Origin of the sequence: Hydrogenophaga sp. (assembly GCF_014773545.1) — a bacterium.
Classification (GTDB): domain Bacteria; phylum Pseudomonadota; class Gammaproteobacteria; order Burkholderiales; family Burkholderiaceae_C; genus Hydrogenophaga.
Map to the genome: position 1 here is coordinate 1 of NZ_SDDV01000008.1, position 16912 is coordinate 16912.

General features: G+C 66.2%; 9 protein-coding genes. 6 read left to right on the forward strand and 3 right to left on the reverse strand.

The window, feature by feature from the left end; translation table 11 throughout:
• Nucleotides 1–25 precede the first annotated feature (25 nt).
• The 3 genes from EST26_RS07255 (at nucleotide 26) to ligA (ending at nucleotide 6699) form a co-directional block, all read left to right on the forward strand.
• A complete protein-coding gene (locus EST26_RS07255) occupies nucleotides 26–3421 on the forward strand; it encodes a chromosome segregation protein SMC (RefSeq protein WP_291066726.1) in 3396 nt (1131 codons plus the stop codon).
• Nucleotides 3422–3436: 15 nt separating this feature from the next.
• Nucleotides 3437–4546, forward strand: coding sequence for a cell division protein ZipA C-terminal FtsZ-binding domain-containing protein (locus EST26_RS07260; RefSeq protein ID WP_291066593.1), 1110 nt, complete (start codon nucleotides 3437–3439; stop codon nucleotides 4544–4546).
• A gap of 80 nt (nucleotides 4547–4626) precedes the next feature.
• Complete coding sequence (ligA, locus tag EST26_RS07265) at nucleotides 4627–6699, forward strand: NAD-dependent DNA ligase LigA (protein ID WP_291066595.1); 2073 nt, start codon at nucleotides 4627–4629, stop codon at nucleotides 6697–6699.
• An 82-nt stretch (nucleotides 6700–6781) separates the two neighbouring features.
• On the opposite strand, the gene EST26_RS07270 is transcribed toward ligA, so the two are convergent.
• Nucleotides 6782–8131, reverse strand: coding sequence for a pitrilysin family protein (locus EST26_RS07270; protein ID WP_291066596.1), 1350 nt, complete (start codon nucleotides 8129–8131; stop codon nucleotides 6782–6784).
• A 175-nt stretch (nucleotides 8132–8306) separates the two neighbouring features.
• On the reverse strand, nucleotides 8307–9599 hold the full coding sequence (locus tag EST26_RS07275) for a pitrilysin family protein (RefSeq protein WP_291066728.1): 1293 nt from the start codon (nucleotides 9597–9599) through the stop codon (nucleotides 8307–8309).
• Between the two features lie 203 nt (nucleotides 9600–9802).
• On the opposite strand from EST26_RS07275, the gene ftsY reads away from it, so the two are divergent.
• Complete coding sequence (gene ftsY, locus EST26_RS07280; protein WP_291066598.1) at nucleotides 9803–10819, forward strand: signal recognition particle-docking protein FtsY; 1017 nt, start codon at nucleotides 9803–9805, stop codon at nucleotides 10817–10819.
• A 159-nt stretch (nucleotides 10820–10978) separates the two neighbouring features.
• Here ftsY and hrpA read toward each other — a convergent pair whose 3' ends face one another.
• On the reverse strand, nucleotides 10979–15025 hold the full coding sequence (hrpA, locus tag EST26_RS07285) for an ATP-dependent RNA helicase HrpA (protein ID WP_291066599.1): 4047 nt from the start codon (nucleotides 15023–15025) through the stop codon (nucleotides 10979–10981).
• A gap of 71 nt (nucleotides 15026–15096) precedes the next feature.
• On the opposite strand from hrpA, the gene EST26_RS07290 reads away from it, so the two are divergent.
• The gene (locus tag EST26_RS07290) at nucleotides 15097–15345 is read left to right on the forward strand and encodes a hypothetical protein (RefSeq protein WP_291066600.1); all 249 of its coding nucleotides are present in this window, start codon (nucleotides 15097–15099) and stop codon (nucleotides 15343–15345) included.
• Between the two features lie 47 nt (nucleotides 15346–15392).
• Nucleotides 15393–16733: an amino-acid N-acetyltransferase gene (argA, locus tag EST26_RS07295; RefSeq protein WP_291066729.1), complete on the forward strand. Its 1341-nt coding sequence runs from the start codon at nucleotides 15393–15395 to the stop codon at nucleotides 16731–16733.
• The last annotated feature ends 179 nt before the right edge of the window (nucleotides 16734–16912 follow it).

The following is a 16912-nucleotide window of genomic DNA, read 5'->3' on the forward strand; positions in this document are numbered from 1 at the left end:
TGTCGGCGACTTCTGGTGGGTCTTTGTGCGTCTGAGTTCGATCAAGTTGTCCGGCTTCAAGTCCTTTGCCGACCCGACCAGCCTCATGCTGCCGGGGCAGTTGGTGGGCGTGGTCGGCCCCAATGGCTGCGGCAAGTCCAACATCATGGACGCGGTGCGCTGGGTGTTGGGCGAGTCCAAGGCATCCGAGCTGCGCGGCGAGTCGATGCAGGACGTGATCTTCAACGGCAGCCACAGCCGCAAACCCGCCAGCCGCTCCAGTGTCGAGCTGGTGTTTGACAACGCCGACCAGCGTGCAGGCGGCCCGTGGAGCCAGTTCGCCGAGATCGCGGTCAAGCGCGTGCTCACGCGCGACGGCAGCAGCAGCTACCACATCAACAACCAGTCGGTGCGTCGCCGTGACGTGCAAGACGTGTTTCTGGGCACCGGTCTGGGCCCGCGCGCCTACGCCATCATCGGCCAGGGCACCATCAGCCGCATCATCGAGTCCAGGCCGCAGGACTTGCGCTTGTTCCTGGAAGAAGCCGCCGGGGTCTCGAAGTACAAGGAGCGCCGCCGCGAAACCGCGCAGCGGCTGGAAGAAACGCGCGAAAACCTGACCCGGGTGCAAGACATTGTGCGCGAACTCAAAGCCAACCTGGACAAGCTGGAACGACAGGCCGAGCGGGCTGCGCACTACCATAAGCTGCACGCCAGCGTCACACTCAAGCAAGGGCAGCTCTGGTTTCTCAGACATGCCCAGGCGCAGGCCGAACAGACACGACTCAAGCTCTGCGCCGCCCAGGCGGACGAGGACATCCGGGCACGCAGCGCCGAGCTGCGCCGCACCGAGTCCGATCTGGAAACCATTCGCCAGACGCATTACGAGGCCGGCGACCGGGTCAACCAGGCGCAGGGCCAGTTGTACGAAGCCAACGCCCGGGTGGGCGAGATCGAGGCGCACATTCGCTTCGTGCAGGAGAGCCGCCAGCGGGTCGAGCTGCAACTGACGCAGCTCAAAGAACAACTGAAGTCCTGGACGGCGCGCGCCCAGGACACCGGCTGCGAACTCGAGCGGCTGGCCCAGGCGCTGGCCGACGCGCAAGCACATGCACAGCAACTGATGGCGCAGGTTCAAGAGCAGGCGCAGACCTTGCCGGCGCTGGAAGACGGCTGGCGCCAGAGCCAGGCCAACGCCGGCCAGCAGCGCGCGCGCGTGGCGCAATGGCAGCAGCAGATTCAGGTGCTGGCGGCCGAGCAGCGCGGCATCGACGAGCACAGCGCTCAGCTCAGGCAGCGCGGCGAACGCCTGCAGACCGAGCGCCATACGCTGCCTGCGCCCGACCCGGCGGAGCTGCTGGCGGCGCACAGCCAGTCGGCGCTCGCGCAGGAAGAAGCCCAGCACAAGGACGCGCACCTGCTGCAACTGCAAGACAGTCTGCCCCGGCTCGACGCGCTGCGCCGCGCCGCACAGCAGGCTTTGAACCAGGAATTGGCACTGCAAGCCAAGCTGTCGGCGCGCCGCGACGCGCTGGCGGCCTTGCAGGCCAAGCTGCGCAGCAACGAACAACTCAAACCCTGGCTGGCCCAGCACGGACTGGACGGGTTGCCGGCGCTGTGGAGCCGCATGCAGGTCGAACCCGGCTGGGAAAACGCGTTCGAGGCCGCTTTGCGCGAGCGCCTGGGCGGACTTGAGGTCGCGCGGTTGGAGCAGGTGTGCGCCTTGAGCGGCGCCGCCCCGCCGGCCAAACTCTGCTTTTACCAGCCGCCAGCGGCCGCCGCGCCCCTGGCCGAGCGCGCGCAGTTGCTGCCCGGCGAAGTGATTTACCTGCCCGAGGGCCACGCCGTCAGCGCGCACAGCCTGAGTTTTTACGCGCCCGACAGCGCTCAGGCCGGCTTGTTGGCACGCGCACACGAAATTGAAAACCTGAGTCTGGAAGTCAAAACCCAGACCCTGCTGGTCGAACAGGCCCGCGCCGCGCTGCTACACGCCGAAGCCAGCGAGCAGGAGGCAGCGCAGCAATTGGTGCAGGCGCGCCGCGCAGCCGGCGCGGCGCGCAGCCGCGCGCACGAATGCCAGGTGCAGGTGCTGCGCCTGACCCAGGGCGCGCAGCAGAGCCGCACACGCCAAGAACAAATCGCCACCGATCTGACCGAGATCGACGCCCAACTGCAAGACCTGCAGGAACGCCGCATGGCGGCCGAGTCCCGCCTCGAAGCACTGGCCCTGCAACGGGCCGACGGCCAGCAGCAGCAGCTCCAGCTCGACGAGCAGGCGCTGGCGGCCGAACGGGCGCTGCAAATGGCGCGTCTGCAACAGCGCGCGCTCGAGCGCAGCGCCCAGGAAGCCGCATTTGCGCTGCGCAGCCTGCAAGCGCGCCAGGCCGAGCTGCAACGCGCGCTGCAAACGGCTGCAACGCAGGAGCAAGCGCTAAGCGCCGCGGCCAAGCGCAGCGCCGAGGAACTGTTGGGCCTGAATGCCAGCGACGCGCCAACCGGTCTGCAGCAGGCACTGGCGCACAGGATCGAATGTGAACAGGCGCTGGGCGCGCAGCGCCAGCGCTACGACGAGCTCACACGCAAGCTGCGCGCCAGCGACGAACGCCGCCTGCAGCTCGAACGCGAGCTCGACCCTTTGCGCGCGCGCAGCACCGAATACCAGCTCAAGGAGCAGGCCGCACGGCTGGCGGTCGAACAATTCTGCGGCTTGCTCGAAAATGCCCAGGCCGATCTGGCTGCGCTGCAGCGCAGCGTCGAGCAAGACGAGGTTCGGCTGAGCGGCCTGCCAAGCGAGATCGACCGCTTACAGCGCGAAATTCAGGCGCTGGGCGCGGTCAATCTGGCGGCTCTCGGAGAACTCGAGGTGGCGCGCGAACGCCAGACCTTTCTGGATGCCCAGTCGGCCGACCTGCTGCAGGCCATCCAGACGCTGGAAGATGCGATTAGAAAAATTGACGCCCAAACCCGCGCCCTGCTGGCCGACACCTTTGCCGGCGTCAACACCCACTTCGGCCAGTTGTTCCCCGAACTGTTTGGCGGCGGCAGCGCCCGCCTGCTGATGACGGGCGAAGAAATTCTTGACGCCGGCGTGCAGGTGCTGGCGCAGCCGCCGGGCAAGAAAATACAGAGCATTCACCTGCTCTCGGGTGGCGAGAAGGCGCTCACCGCCATTGCTCTGGTGTTTGCCATTTTTCAGCTCAACCCGGCGCCGTTTTGCCTGCTCGACGAAGTCGACGCGCCGCTGGACGACGCCAACACCGAGCGTTATGCAAAACTGGTCCGGACGATGTCGCGCCAGACACAATTTCTTTTCATCAGCCACAACAAAATTGCGATGGAAATGGCGGCACAACTGATCGGCGTGACGATGCAGGAGCAAGGTGTTTCGCGTATCGTTGCGGTGGACATGGTGTCCGCTGCCGGTATGCTTGCAGCCACCTGAACTCGAACCTGAACCATGAGCACACTACAAATCAGCCTGGCGGTCATCGGCGTTCTGGTGCTGGTATGCGTGATCGCCTACAACGTCTGGATTGTTCGCAAGAACGCACCGCGCACCGCCCGCCCACCCGGCGCAGCGCCAGCGCGCACCGATACCGACTTGGCCGCAGCCGCAAAGCCGCAAAGCGGCCGCATCGAACCGGTGCTGGACGCCAGCCTGAGCCCGGCTGCAAGCGCCTGGCGCGCGCCGACGGCAGCGGCGCTGCCGGTTCTGCTCAACACGGTGTTGCAGCCGGCAGACAAAAAGCAGGCGCTTGATGTCCTGATCGACGTGATCGCCCCGCTGCAGCTCGAAGCACCGGTTTCAGGCGACGCGCTGCTGGCCGCCCTGCCCGGCACACGCCGCGTCGGTAGCAAACCGTTTGCGCTCGAAGCACAGAACCAGGCCAGCGGCGAATGGGAGAGCCCGCGTGCCGGTCAGCGCTACCGCGCACTGCAAGCCGGCGTTCAGTTGGCCAATCGCACCGGCGCGCTCAACGACATCGAATTCTCCGAATTCATCGTCAAGACCCAGGCCTTTGCCGACGCCGTCGGCGCTGCGCCCGATTTTCCCGACATGCGCGCCGAGGTCGGGCGTGCGCGCGAACTCGACGCCTTCGCCAGCAGCCACGACGCCCAGCTCCGTTTCACCGTGCGCGCGCGCAGCGCCGCCTGGAGCCCCGGCTACGTGGTGCAGCACGCCGCCCGACTCGGCTTCGTGGCCGGCTCGCTGCCTGGGCGCATGGTAGTGCCGGGCAGCCAAAGCGGGCAGGCGCCGCTGCTCAGCCTGAGCCTGGACCCACAAGCCGCGATGGCCGAAGAACCCGAGCACAGCGCGCTGCGCGAAATCACGCTGGCACTTGAAGTCACCCACGTGGCGCGCAGCGAGCAAGCTTTCGTTCGTCTGCGCCAGAGTGCTGCCGCGCTGGCGCAGGAGATGGACGGTGTGGTCACCGACGACGCCGGTCAAGCGCTGTCGAACGACGCCATGGACCTCATCGGTGCCGACTTGGAAGCTTTGTACGACGCACTCGATCGGCGCGATCTCTGCGCCGGATCGCCGCAAGCGCGCCGGCTGTTCAGTTGAGCAGCGGCCCCTTGTCCCGGCGCGCCAGCGTCGTGCCGGGCACCGCTGCCCGACGAGCTTCGACCCGCAATTAATTGCCCATGAACACGCCCGCTCTGCCTTCATCTGCGCACGCACCGAGCGAGCGCGCCGCCGCGCTGCGAGCCCTGCTCGATTACCACGCGCACCGCTATCACACGCTGGACGCACCGGAAATTCCGGATGCCGAGTACGACCGCCTGTTTTGCGAGCTGCAGGCGATCGAGGCCGCGCACCCTTCACTGCGCACGCCCGACTCCATCACCCAGCGCGTCGGTGGCCAGGTGCTGGCTGGCTTTGCGCCCGTGCGCCATCAGGTGCCCATGCTCTCGATCGGCACCGAGACCGACACCAGCGCGAACGGCGCGCGCGCCTTCGATGCCCGGGTGCGCCGCGCCCTCGGGCTCAGCGATGCCGACCCGCAGCTCGAGTACGTCACCGAACTCAAGTTCGACGGCCTGGCCATCAGCCTGCGCTATGAAAACGGCGTGCTGGTGCAGGCCGGCACGCGCGGCGACGGCGAGGTGGGTGAGGACGTGACGAACAACATCCGCACCATTGGCCAAATTCCCCTGCGCCTGCCGGCCGATGCGCCGGCCCTGCTCGAGGTCAGAGGAGAGGTCTACCTACGTCGGGACGCTTTCGAAGCACTCAACGACAGGCAGCGCGCCAAGATCGCGGCCGGCGCCAAGGGTGAAAAAACCTTCGTCAACCCGCGCAACGCAGCGGCTGGCGCGGTGCGCCAGCTCGATTCAAGCGTGACCGCGCAACGCCCCTTGAGCTTCTTCGCCTACGGTGTGGCCCAGATCGCGCCGGCGCCGGCGCTGCAAACCCACTTCGCCCTGCTGCAGCAGCTCAAATCCTGGGGTTTTGCGGTTGCCGAGCAGACCGCACTGGCCCGCGGCGCCGATGAACTGGTCGCTTTTTATCAGCGCATCGGTGCCGCGCGCTGGCAACTGCCGTTCGACATCGACGGTGTGGTCTACAAAGTCAATGCGTTGGCGCTGCAGCAAAGACTGGGCTTCGTCACGCGCGAGCCGCGCTGGGCCCTGGCGCACAAATACCCGGCGCAAGAACAGCTCAGCACCGTACTCGCCATCGACGTACAGGTCGGGCGCACCGGCAAGCTGACGCCGGTGGCCAGGCTCGCGCCCGTGTTTGTCGGTGGCGTCACCGTAACCAACGCCACCTTGCACAACGAAGACGAGGCGCGCCGCAAAGACGTGCGCGTGGGCGACACGGTGATCGTGCGCCGCGCCGGGGACGTGATCCCCGAGGTGGTGGCGGTGTTGCCCGAGCAGCGCACACCCGGTGCTGCGGCCTTTCGCATGCCAAGCCAATGCCCGGTGTGCGCCAGTGCTGTGCTGCGCGAAGCCGGTGAAGTCGAGCACCGCTGCAGCGGCGGCCTGTACTGCCCGGCACAGCGCAAGCAAGCCATGCTGCATTACGCACAGCGGCGCGCGGTCGAAGTCGAAGGGTTGGGTGAAAAGCTGGTCGATCAACTGGTCGATGCGGGTTTGGTCAACACCCTGCCCGACCTGTACCGACTCGGACTGAACGCGCTCGCCCGGCTCGACCGCATGGCGGACAAGTCGGCGCAAAACATCGTGGCGGCACTGGAAAAGTCAAAGCAAACCACGCTGCCACGCTTTTTGTTTGGCCTGGGCATACGCCACGTCGGCGAGGCCAGCGCCAAAGACCTGGCGCGTCATTTTGGTCGGCTCGACCGCATCATGAACGCTTCGGTCGAGCAGTTGCTGCAAGTCAAAGACATCGGCCCGGTGCTGGCGCACAGCATACGCAGTTTCTTCGATCAGCCGCACAACCGCGAGGTGGTCGAACAGTTGCGCGCCTGCGGGGTGCACTGGGACGAGCAAGAACCCACCAGCGCGCCCGAGCGGCCGTTGCTGGGCAAGACCTTCGTCCTCACCGGCAGCCTGCCCTCACTCAGCCGTCAGCAGGCCAAAGATATGCTCGAAGCCGCCGGTGCCAAGGTGGCCGCTTCGGTGAGCAAAAAGACCGATTACGTGCTGGCCGGTGAGGCCGCAGGCGGCAAACTCGAGCAGGCGCACGCGCTTGGGGTGGCGGTGCTGGACGAGGCGGGCTTGCGAGCCCTGCTGGCGCAGACCGGGTAGACGCGCTGCCCATGCCGGGCCGGGTGGCGCTGCGCACAGACCCGGCCGAGCAAGCCGCCGCCCGCTTGGCCGTGTCACCGGCTCAGGGGCGCGCGCCCACCAGCACCGTGACCATGCGCTCGGGTTGCAGCACGCGGGCAAAGGCGCGCCGCACATCGTCTGCGCTGACGCGCTGCACCTGATCGCGCCAGGTCTGCAGATGGTCGAGCGGCAGGCCGTTCCAGGCGATGCTGCTGACCTGATCGAGCAACTCGCGGTTGCTGTCTATGCGCAGCGCAAAACCGTTCACCAGAAAATCCTTCGCGGCCTGCAATTCGGCCTCGGTCGGCCCTTGCTCGACGAACTGGCGCAACAGGCCGTGCGCCAAGGCAAGCGCCAAGTCGGCCTGCTCGGGCCGGGTGCTGAGCCCGATCTGGAACGCACCGGCGTGCAGACCGGGCGAGAAAAAGCTGTGCACGCTGTAGCTCAGGCCACGTTTTTCCCGCACCTCGGTGGTCAGGCGCGAGGTGAAACCGCCGCCCCCAAAAATGTGATTGCCCACCAGCAGGGGAAAGAAATCGGGGTCGGCGCGCGGCACGCCGGGCTGACCGATCAGCACCTGCGCCTGCGCGGCGGCAAACGGAATGCGCTCGCTGACAGCGCGGCTCAGGGCTTGCACCTGCGCCAACTCGGGCAGCGCAGCGCAGCCGTGCGGCGCCACGGCGGCCATCAACTGGCCGACGATGAGCTCGGCCCGGGCGCGGTCGATGGCGCCGACCAGACTCACCTTGGCCCGGCAGGCGACGACGTGGCGGCGATAAAACGCGCGCATGTCAGCCGCCGTGATGGCGCCCAGCGTGGCCGCCCGGGGTTCGAAGCCGTACGGGTGGTCGCCAAAAACGGCACGTGCAAACGCGCGCTCGGCATGCGTGGCGGGCTGAGTTTCGGCCTCTTGCATGGCTGCCAACAGGCGTTCGCGCTCGCGCTGCCAAACCCGGGCCGGCCAGGCCGGGGCCGCCAACTGCTGCGCGGCCAGCGCGACGGCGCGCTCGAGCAGCTCAGGCTCGCTCAGGCTGCGCAAGGAAACGCTGAAACGGTCGCGGCTGGCCCGGGCGCCAAACTGCGCGCCCAGGTCGACCCAGGCCAGACCGAGCTGGTTTTCATCCAGCGCCGGCCGACCCGCGTGTGCCAACACGCCGGCCGACAGCAGTTGCGCCGTCGCGCTGGCCAGTCCGGCCTGATGCGCTGCGTCGCGCCGGCTGCCGCCGTCGAAATTGAGCTGCAGGTCGAGCATGGGAATCGATGGATTGGGCACCAGGTACACGCGCGCGCCGCTGGCGTGCGTCCAATGCTCGATCGGAATCACGGCGTGCGCGGGCAGCACGGCAAACAGCGCGCCCAAGGGCAGCAGGGGCACGCAAAGACGGCGCCACAGCGCAAAAAAAAGGTTCATGGCAAAAAATCCGTTGACGCGGGTCGGATTCAAGGGCGCGCTTGCTTATTGATCCGGCTTATTGATCCGGCCCTGTGAAGTCTCAATTTCCGTTCGGGTTGAGCCTGTCGAAACCCTTGAATCCCGATCATCCTGAGCCTGTCGAAGGACTGGCTCAGGGCGAATGGTTCATATTTCATCGGGCCGGATCAATAGGGCGGGCTGCAAGCGCGCCGGCGCGGCGATCCGGGTCTGGCAGCAACACCGCGGTATTGAGCTGGCGCTCAGAAAAATAACGCTGCGCCACCGACTGCACCTGCGCCGCCGTGACGCCGCGCAGGGCGGTCATGAGGCGCTCGCCGGCGTCCACGTCCAGGCCGTTGATCCAGTCGTTGCCGAGCTCGCGCGCCTGGTTGAACATCGAATCGAGCTGAAAGACTTCAGCCGCCATCCACTGCGTTTTGACGCGCGCCAGCTCGGCCGGGCTGATGCCGTCGCGCGCGATGCGCGCCAGCTCGGCTTTGAGCGCCGCCTCGACCGCTTGGGTGCCGACGCCCTGGGCTGGCACGGCGCTGAGAAAAAACAACTGCGGGCCGCGCCCCATCAGGCCATAAAAGGCCTCGACGCTGTCGGCGCTGCGCCGGCCACCTGGCCCCACGGCGCGCACCAGCGCGCGTTCGAGCCGAGCACCGCTGTGGCCGTCGAGCACGGCCGCCAGCACGGCCAGCGCCAGCGCGTCTTGGTTGGCGGGGTCGTCGCCACCGGTCCAGCGCGGCACCTTGTAGGCCAGCACCACCAGCGACTGATCGACTGCGGCGCGGTACTCCAGCCGACGCGGCCCGGTCTGCTCGGGCTCGTCGCGCGGCTTGCGCGGCGGCACGGCGCGCGCCGCCAGGGTGCCAAAGTGCTGCTCGGCCTGCGCGCGCACCTGCTGCACGTCGACATCGCCGACGATCACCAGCGCGGCGTTGCCCGGCACGTACCAGCGCTGATAGAAGTCGCGCACGTCCTGCGGCGTCATGGCCTCGATGTCGCTCATCCAGCCGATGATGGGCCGCCGGACCGGACTGGCCTGAAACGCCATCGCCTTGAGCGCCTCGAACAGGCGCGCGCGCGGCAGCTCTTCGACCACTTGCAAGCGCTCTTCTTTCACCACGGCGAGCTCGCGCCAGAATTCTTCGTCGGGCCACTGATTGCGGGCAAAGCGGTCGGCTTCCAGGCGCATCACGTCCTCGATCCGGTGCGCGGGCACTTGCTGGTGATAGGCGGTGGCGTCGCGGCTGGTGAAGGCGTTTTCACGCCCGCCCAGCGCCGCAATCCGGTGCGAGAACTCACCCGGTTTGAGATCGGGCGTGCCCTTGAACAGCATATGTTCGAGCACGTGCGCCACACCCGAAGTGCCGTCAACTTCGTCTATGGAACCCACCCGAACCCATAGCATGTGAACGGCGGTGGGGGCGCGGCGGTCGGGCCGCACGATCAGCGTCATGCCGTTGGCGAGCGTAAAGCGCTGTGCCTGCGTCGCGCTGACGGGGCTGACGCTGGCGGCGCTGGCGGTCTGCGGCGCCGTGCTTTGTGCATCAATCCCGGCACTGCCGAGCAGCAACAGGACCGACAAGAGCGCGACCCGCAGGGTATCAGACAGAAGCAGCTTGCGTTTCATAGAATGCGCTTGATTTTAGAGGTTGAACCATGTTCTCGTTTTTACGAAAAAAATTATCCACGCCCAGCCCCGGCAGCGCGTCGACGACTGAAGTGAGCGCTGCGCCGGCCGCTGCAAGCGCCGCTGTGACCGATGTACCCGCTGCGGCGCGCAGCGGCTGGCTCGACAAGCTCAAGGCCGGGCTGCGCAAAACCGGCTCCAGCATTGCCACCGTGTTCACCGGCACGCGCATCGACGACGCCTTGTACGAAGACCTGGAAGCCGCGCTGCTGCTGGCCGACAGCGGCGTGCAGGCAAGCGAATTTTTGCTCGCCGACCTCAAGCGTCGCGTCAAAGAGCACAAGGCCACCGAGCCGGCCGCGGTCAAGGCCTTGCTGGTTGATGCCATTGCCGACTTGCTGCTGCCGCTGCAAAAACCGCTGGTGATAGGCGCGCACAAGCCGACCGTCATCATGGTCGCAGGCGTCAACGGGGCGGGCAAAACCACCTCGATCGGCAAGCTCACGCGCCACCTGTGCGACGCCGGCGCCAGCGTGCTGCTGGCTGCGGCCGACACCTTTCGCGCCGCCGCGCGCGAGCAACTCGCCGTCTGGGCCGACCGCAACACGGTCGACATCATCACGCAATCCGGCGGCGACCCGGCCGCCGTGAGCTTTGACGCCGTTTGCGCTGGGCGCGCGCGCGGGCGCGACGTGGTGTTGGTCGACACCGCCGGCCGCTTGCCGACGCAGTTGCACCTGATGGAGGAGCTGCGCAAAATCAAACGGGTGCTGCAAAAGGCCGACCCTTCGGCCCCGCACGAGGTGTTGCTGGTGATCGACGGCAATACCGGCCAGAACGCGCTGGCACAGGTCAAATCGTTTGACGAGGTGCTGCAACTCAGCGGCCTGATCATCACCAAGCTCGACGGCACCGCCAAGGGCGGCGTGTTGTGCGCGATTGCGCGCGAAAAACCGGTGCCGGTGTACTTCATCGGCGTGGGCGAGAAACTGCAAGACCTGGAAACCTTCGACGCGCGCGAGTTCGCGCAGGCGCTGCTGGCTTGATGGCGGCGCGCAAGCGCCCGCAACGCAGGGGCAGGGTCAACGGGCATGACTTTGAAAGCCACCCCGGAAAATGAAAGTCATGCCCGTTCTCCCTCACCCCCAACCCCTCTCCCGCACGCGGGAGAGGGGAGCGAAGTGAGTCGCGGCCCAACTTTCACGTCAAAGATTGAGCTGCGCCCAGGCTTTGTCCAGCCGCTTGCCGCTGACCGGCTGTGGTGTGCGCAACTCTTGGGCAAAGTAGCTCACGCGCAGCTCCTCCAGCAGCCAGCGCAGCTCTTGCAAGCGCGCGTCCGCTACGCCCTTGCGCTCGGCCAGCAAGCGCCAGCAACGCTGCTCGTGCGGGCGCAGTTCGGCCAGTTTGGCGGCGTCGCGCGCCGGATCGGCGCGCCACTTGTCCAGCCGCAGTTGCACCGCCTTCAGGTAGCGCGGCAGGTGCTGCAACTGAGCGTATGGCGTGCCGAGCAAAAAACGCTTGGGCAGCAGGTGCTGCAATTGCTGCTGAATATCGCTCGCCAGATCGGGCGGCGGGCGACTGTCTTTGAGCTTGCGCGTGGCGGCGGCGTATTCGCTCAGAATCAGCTCGGCGCTGCGCGCAATATCGGATGAAATCAGCGTCAGCCGTGCGCGACCCTGCTCCAGGCGTTGCTGGAACGCGGCGGCGTCGGCGGGCAGTGGGTCGGCCAGGAAGGCGCGCTCCAGCGCGAGTTCGACAATTTGTTCGCGCAACTCCTCCAGCGTGCCACCACCCGCGCCGCCCTGCGTCTTGCCCACCTGCATGTAAGCGCTGGCCATGCTCAAGAGGCCGGGCAGGTTTTTTTCCAGATACTTGAGCGCGTCGCGCAGTTGTAACGCAAACAGGCGGCGCAGGCCAGCGCGGTGGCGCGCCTGCGCCGTCTCGGGTTCGTCGAACACCTCGATACCCACCGCATCCCCCAAGTCGGTCAGGGCCGGGAAACCGATCAAGGTCTGGCCGTGTTGGCGGATTTCCATCAGCTCGGGTAGCTCGCCAAAGTCCCACCGGGTGTGGCGCGGCCCGGCGCTGACGGCGGCGCCGGGTGTGGGTACGGGGGGGGCGGCGGTGCCCGCTCGCGCGGTCTGCGCCACGGCGACCGGGGGCGCTGGCGCCGCCGGCCGCAGGCTTTGCAGCTTGAGCGCGGCCAGCGCCTGAAAGGCTCCGCGCGCCTGACCACCGAGTTCGGCTTTCAGCGCCGCCAGACTGCGGCCCTGTCCAAGCTGGCGACCGTGTTCGTCCACCACGCGCAGGTGCATCAGGTGGTGGGGGCTGAGCAGCTCGAGTTTGAAATCCTTGTGCACGATGTCGAGCTGCGTGGCCTGGCGCACCAGCTTCAACAGCGCATCAAGCAAGGGGCCAGTGCCAAACACTGCGGGTTCGCTGAGCGCGGCGGCAAAAGCTTCGGCCGTCGCTGGCAGCGGCACCAGGCGAGCGCGCGGGCGTTGTTGCAGGGTTTTCAGCAGCGCCAGCAGCTTGTCTTTCAACATGCCGGGCACCAGCCAGTCGCAGCGGTCCTCACTGGCCTGGTTCAAGGCAAAAATCGGCAGCGTGACACTCAGGCCGTCGCGCGGGTCGTCCGGTTCGTGCAGGTAGCCGCACGCGCAGTCTACCCCGCCCAGGCGCACGGTTTTGGGAAATGCCTGGGTGGTGATGGCGGCCGCCTCGTGGCGCATCAAATCTTCGCGCGCGAGCAGCAGCAGCCTGGGGTTGAGCTTGACTGCGTCCTGATACCAGCGCTCCAGGCTGACGCCGCTGCAGACGTCGGCCGGCACCTGCTGCTCGTAAAAGGCGTAGATCAGCTCGTCGTCAACCAGCACGTCCTGACGGCGCGACTTGTGCTCCAGTTCGGCCACCTGCTGCAGCAGCTTTTGATTGGCGGCCAGAAACGGCAGCCGCGTGTCCCACTCGAGCGCCACCAGCGCTTGACGAATGAATATTTCGCGCGCGCCCGCCGGGTCCACCCGGGCGTAATCGCAGCGCCGGTTGTGATAGACCACCAGGCCGTACAGGGTGGCACGCTCCAGCGCCGAGACGCGGGCGGCTTTTTTCTCCCAGTGCGGGTCCAGCAGTTGCTTTTTCAGCAAGTGCCCGCCCACTTGTTCCAGCCAGGCCGGGTCGATCTGGGCGATGCCACGGCCAAACAAACGCGTGGTTTCCACCAGCTCGGCGCAAACGATCCAGCGCCCCGGTTTCTTGCTCAGCTTGGCGCCCGGGTGGCGGTGGAACTTGATGCCGCGCGCGCCCAGGTACCAGTCCGAAGCCTGTCCTGAGCCTGTCGAAGGGGCGTCATTTTTCTGCCCGATGTTGCCCAGCAGGCCCGACAGCATGGCCAGGTGCAGTTGCTCGTAGCTGGCCGGTCGGGTGTTGATCGGCCACTGGTGCTCGGTCACCACGGTCAGCAACTGGCTGTGGATGTCGCGCCATTCTCGCACCCGGCGCGGGTTGATGAAGTTCGCGCGCAGCAGGTTTTCGTACTGCCGGTGGCTGAGCTTGTGGGAGGCATCCGCTCGCACTGAGCTGGCCAAATCCGTTCGCACTGAGCTGGTCGAAGTGCTGCTCGCACGCTGGGCTTCGACAGGCTCAGCCCGAACGCTGGAGCGTCCGCCTTTGCTGTCTTGCAGCCATTTCCACAGCTTGAGCGTGCCGCTGAACTCGCTTTTCTCGTCGTCGAACTTGGCGTGCGCCTGATCGGCCTGAGCCTGCTTGTCGATCGGCCGTTCGCGCACGTCTGGCACGCTCAGGCCAGCGGCAATCACCAGCACCTCGTCGAGCGCGCCGCGCTCGCGTGCCTCCAGAATCATGCGCCCCACGCGCGGATCGAGCGGCAGCCGCGCCAGCGCCTGACCGATCGGCGTCAACTCGTTGCTCTCGTCGACTGCGCCCAACTCGGCCAGCAACTGGTAGCCGTCGACGATGGCGCGCCGCTGCGGCGCGTCGATGAAGGCAAAGTTTTCCACCGCGCCCAGGCGCAGCGCCTTCATGCGCAAAATCACGCCCGCCAGCGAGCTGCGCAAAATTTCCGGGTCGGTGAATTCAGGTCGCCCCTGAAAGCTGGCCTCGTCGTAGAGCCGGATGCAGATGCCGTCGGCCACGCGGCCACAGCGCCCGGCACGCTGGTTGGCGGCCGCCCGGCTGATGGGCTCGACTTGCAATTGCTCGACCTTTTGACGAAAGCTGTAGCGCTTGACGCGCGCGGTGCCGGTGTCGATGACGAAGCGGATCCCGGGCACGGTGAGCGAGGTCTCGGCCACATTGGTCGCCAGCACGATGCGGCGTGCGCTGTGGGCTTGAAAAATGCGGTCTTGCTCAGGCTGCGACAAGCGGGCAAACAGCGGCAGCAGCTCGGCGCTGCGCAGCACCGGGTTGTGGCTGAGGTGCTTGCGCAGGTGATCGGCGGCTTCCCGGATTTCGCGCTCGCCGGGTAAAAAAATCAAAATATCACCGCCCTGCCCTGCGCCTGCGCGCCAGAGCTCGTCGACCGCGTCGGCAATGGCCTGGTTCAGGTCGTACTCGCGGCTTTCTTGAAACGGCCGCCAGCGCTGCTCGACCGGAAAACTGCGACCCGAAACCATGAACACCGGCGCCGGCCCGGTGGGACTGGAGAAGTAGTCGGCAAAGCGCTGCGCGTCTATGGTGGCCGAGGTGATGATCAGCTTCAAGTCCGGCCGGCGCGGCAGCAACTGGCGCAGGTAGCCGAGCAAAAAGTCGATGTTCAGGCTGCGTTCGTGCGCCTCGTCGATGATCAGCGTGTCGTAGGCGCGCAAATCGGGGTCGCTCTGCGTCTCGGCCAGCAAAATACCGTCCGTCATCAGCTTGACCGAAGCGTCTTTCGACAAGCGGTCCTGAAAACGCACCTTGTAGCCCACCACCTCGCCCAAGGGCGTTTGCAGCTCGTCGGCAATGCGCTTGGCCACACTGGAGGCGGCCATGCGGCGCGGCTGCGTGTGGCCGATCAACTGGCCGCGCTGGCCCGGCTTGGCGTTGCACGTGCCGCGCCCCATGTGCAGCGCGATCTTGGGCAACTGCGTGGTCTTGCCCGAGCCGGTTTCACCACAGACAATGAGCACCTGGTGCGCGCGCAAGGCGGCTTCGATCTCGTGCCGCCGGGCCGAAACCGGCAGCGATTCGGGGAATTCGATGCGCAGTGGCCGACGCACCGCCAGGCTGGAAGAAAAATTGACAGATTCGATCACAGCGCTATTATCTCAGGCACAGTTTCACGTGCAGCACAGAGTCACGTGCTGCACGCGCAGGAGTCCTTGCCATGACCAATCTGACCATTTCCATCGATGCGGCGATTGTGCGCCAGGCGCGCATCCGCGCCATTCAGGAAGGCACCTCGGTAAGCGCCAAGGTGCGTGAATTTTTATCCCTTTATTCGACCTACCGCGACAAACCCGCACCTGCGCCCTGCGTGGCCGCGCATCTGCCGGTTTTCCCAGACTCGGGCGGCCTGCAAACCGGCAGTGACCCCTGCAGCAAGCAGCCGCCTTGCCAGGCGGCGCAGGAATGACGCCCGCCGTCAATCCGCTGCCAGCCCGCCACCCCGCCTTGACCGCCATGTCCAACGTCTTCAACTTCACCTTCGTGCCCTGGTTTCGCTCGGTCGCGCCCTACATTCATAAGCACCGCAACAACACCCTGGTGGTCGGCATGGCCGGCGAGGCCATCGCCGCAGGCAAGCTGGCCAACGTGGCGCAAGACCTGGCGTTGATCCAGAGCATGGGCGTCAAAATCGTTCTGGTGCACGGTTTTCGACCGCAGGTGAACGAACAACTGAAAGCCAAGGGCCACCCGGCCCGCTACTCGCATGGCCTGCGCATCACCGATTCGGTGGCCTTGGACTGCGCGCAGGAAGCCGCCGGCCAGTTGCGCTATGAAATCGAGGCCGCCTTCAGCCAGGGCCTGCCCAACACGCCCATGGCCGGCGCCACGGTGCGGGTGATTTCGGGCAACTTCATCACCGCGCGCCCGGTTGGTCTGCTCGACGGCGTGGACTTTCTGCATTCGGGTCTGGTGCGCAAGATCGACACCGAAGGCATACAGCGCGCCCTCGACATGGGCGCGCTGGTGCTGCTGTCGCCGTTTGGCTTCTCGCCCACCGGTGAAGCCTTCAACCTGACAATGGAAGACGTGGCGACCTCGGTGGCCATTGCGCTGCAGGCCGACAAGCTGATGTTTCTGAGCGAGTTGCCCGGCATTCGCGTCCAGGTGGATGACCCGCAAAGCGAAATCGATACCGAATTGTCACTGGCCGATGCCAGGCAGTTGTTGGCTGAACTGCCCGCGCCAACCCAGCCAAGCGACAGCGCGTTTTATTTGCAGCACTGCGTGCGCGCCTGTGAAGGCGGGGTCGATCGCAGTCACATCCTGCCCTTTGCCGTTGACGGCGCGCTGCTGCTGGAGATTTACACCCACGACGGCATCGGCACCATGGTGGTCGATGAAAAACTCGAAAGCCTGCGCGAAGCCACCGTGGACGACATCAGCGCCCTGGTTGCGCTGATCGAGCCCTACGAAAAAGACGGCACGCTGGTCAAACGCGACCGCACCGAACTTGAGCGCGACGCCGGCTGCTACACCTTGATCGAGCACGACGGCGTGATTTTTGGCTGCGCCGCGCTCTACCCCTACCCGGAGCAGCGTACCGGCGAAATGGCCGCCCTGACCGTCTCGCCCGACGCTCAGAGTCAGGGCGACGGCGAGCGGCTGCTCAAACGCATCGAAGTGCGCGCGCGTGCGCAGGGCTTGAAAAGCATTTTCGTGCTCACCACCCGCACCATGCACTGGTTCATCAAACGTGGTTTCGAACCGGTCGGCCCCGACTGGCTGCCCGATGCACGCAAACGCAAATACAACTGGGATCGCAGGAGTCAGATACTGGTCAAACAGCTCAATTGAGCTGGATCTGCCTGGGCACGCTGTGCCGCAGAGACGAACTCAACCCATGCACCCCGGCTGCGCTTTTGTTGACCTTGACCCGCTTGCCTGCCGCTTGCATGTTCTGTCTCGCCAGCGCCGCCTCCAGTAGGCCGATACAAAAGCTTTGCAGTTTCTGGACCGCTCGCCTTGATCGGTCC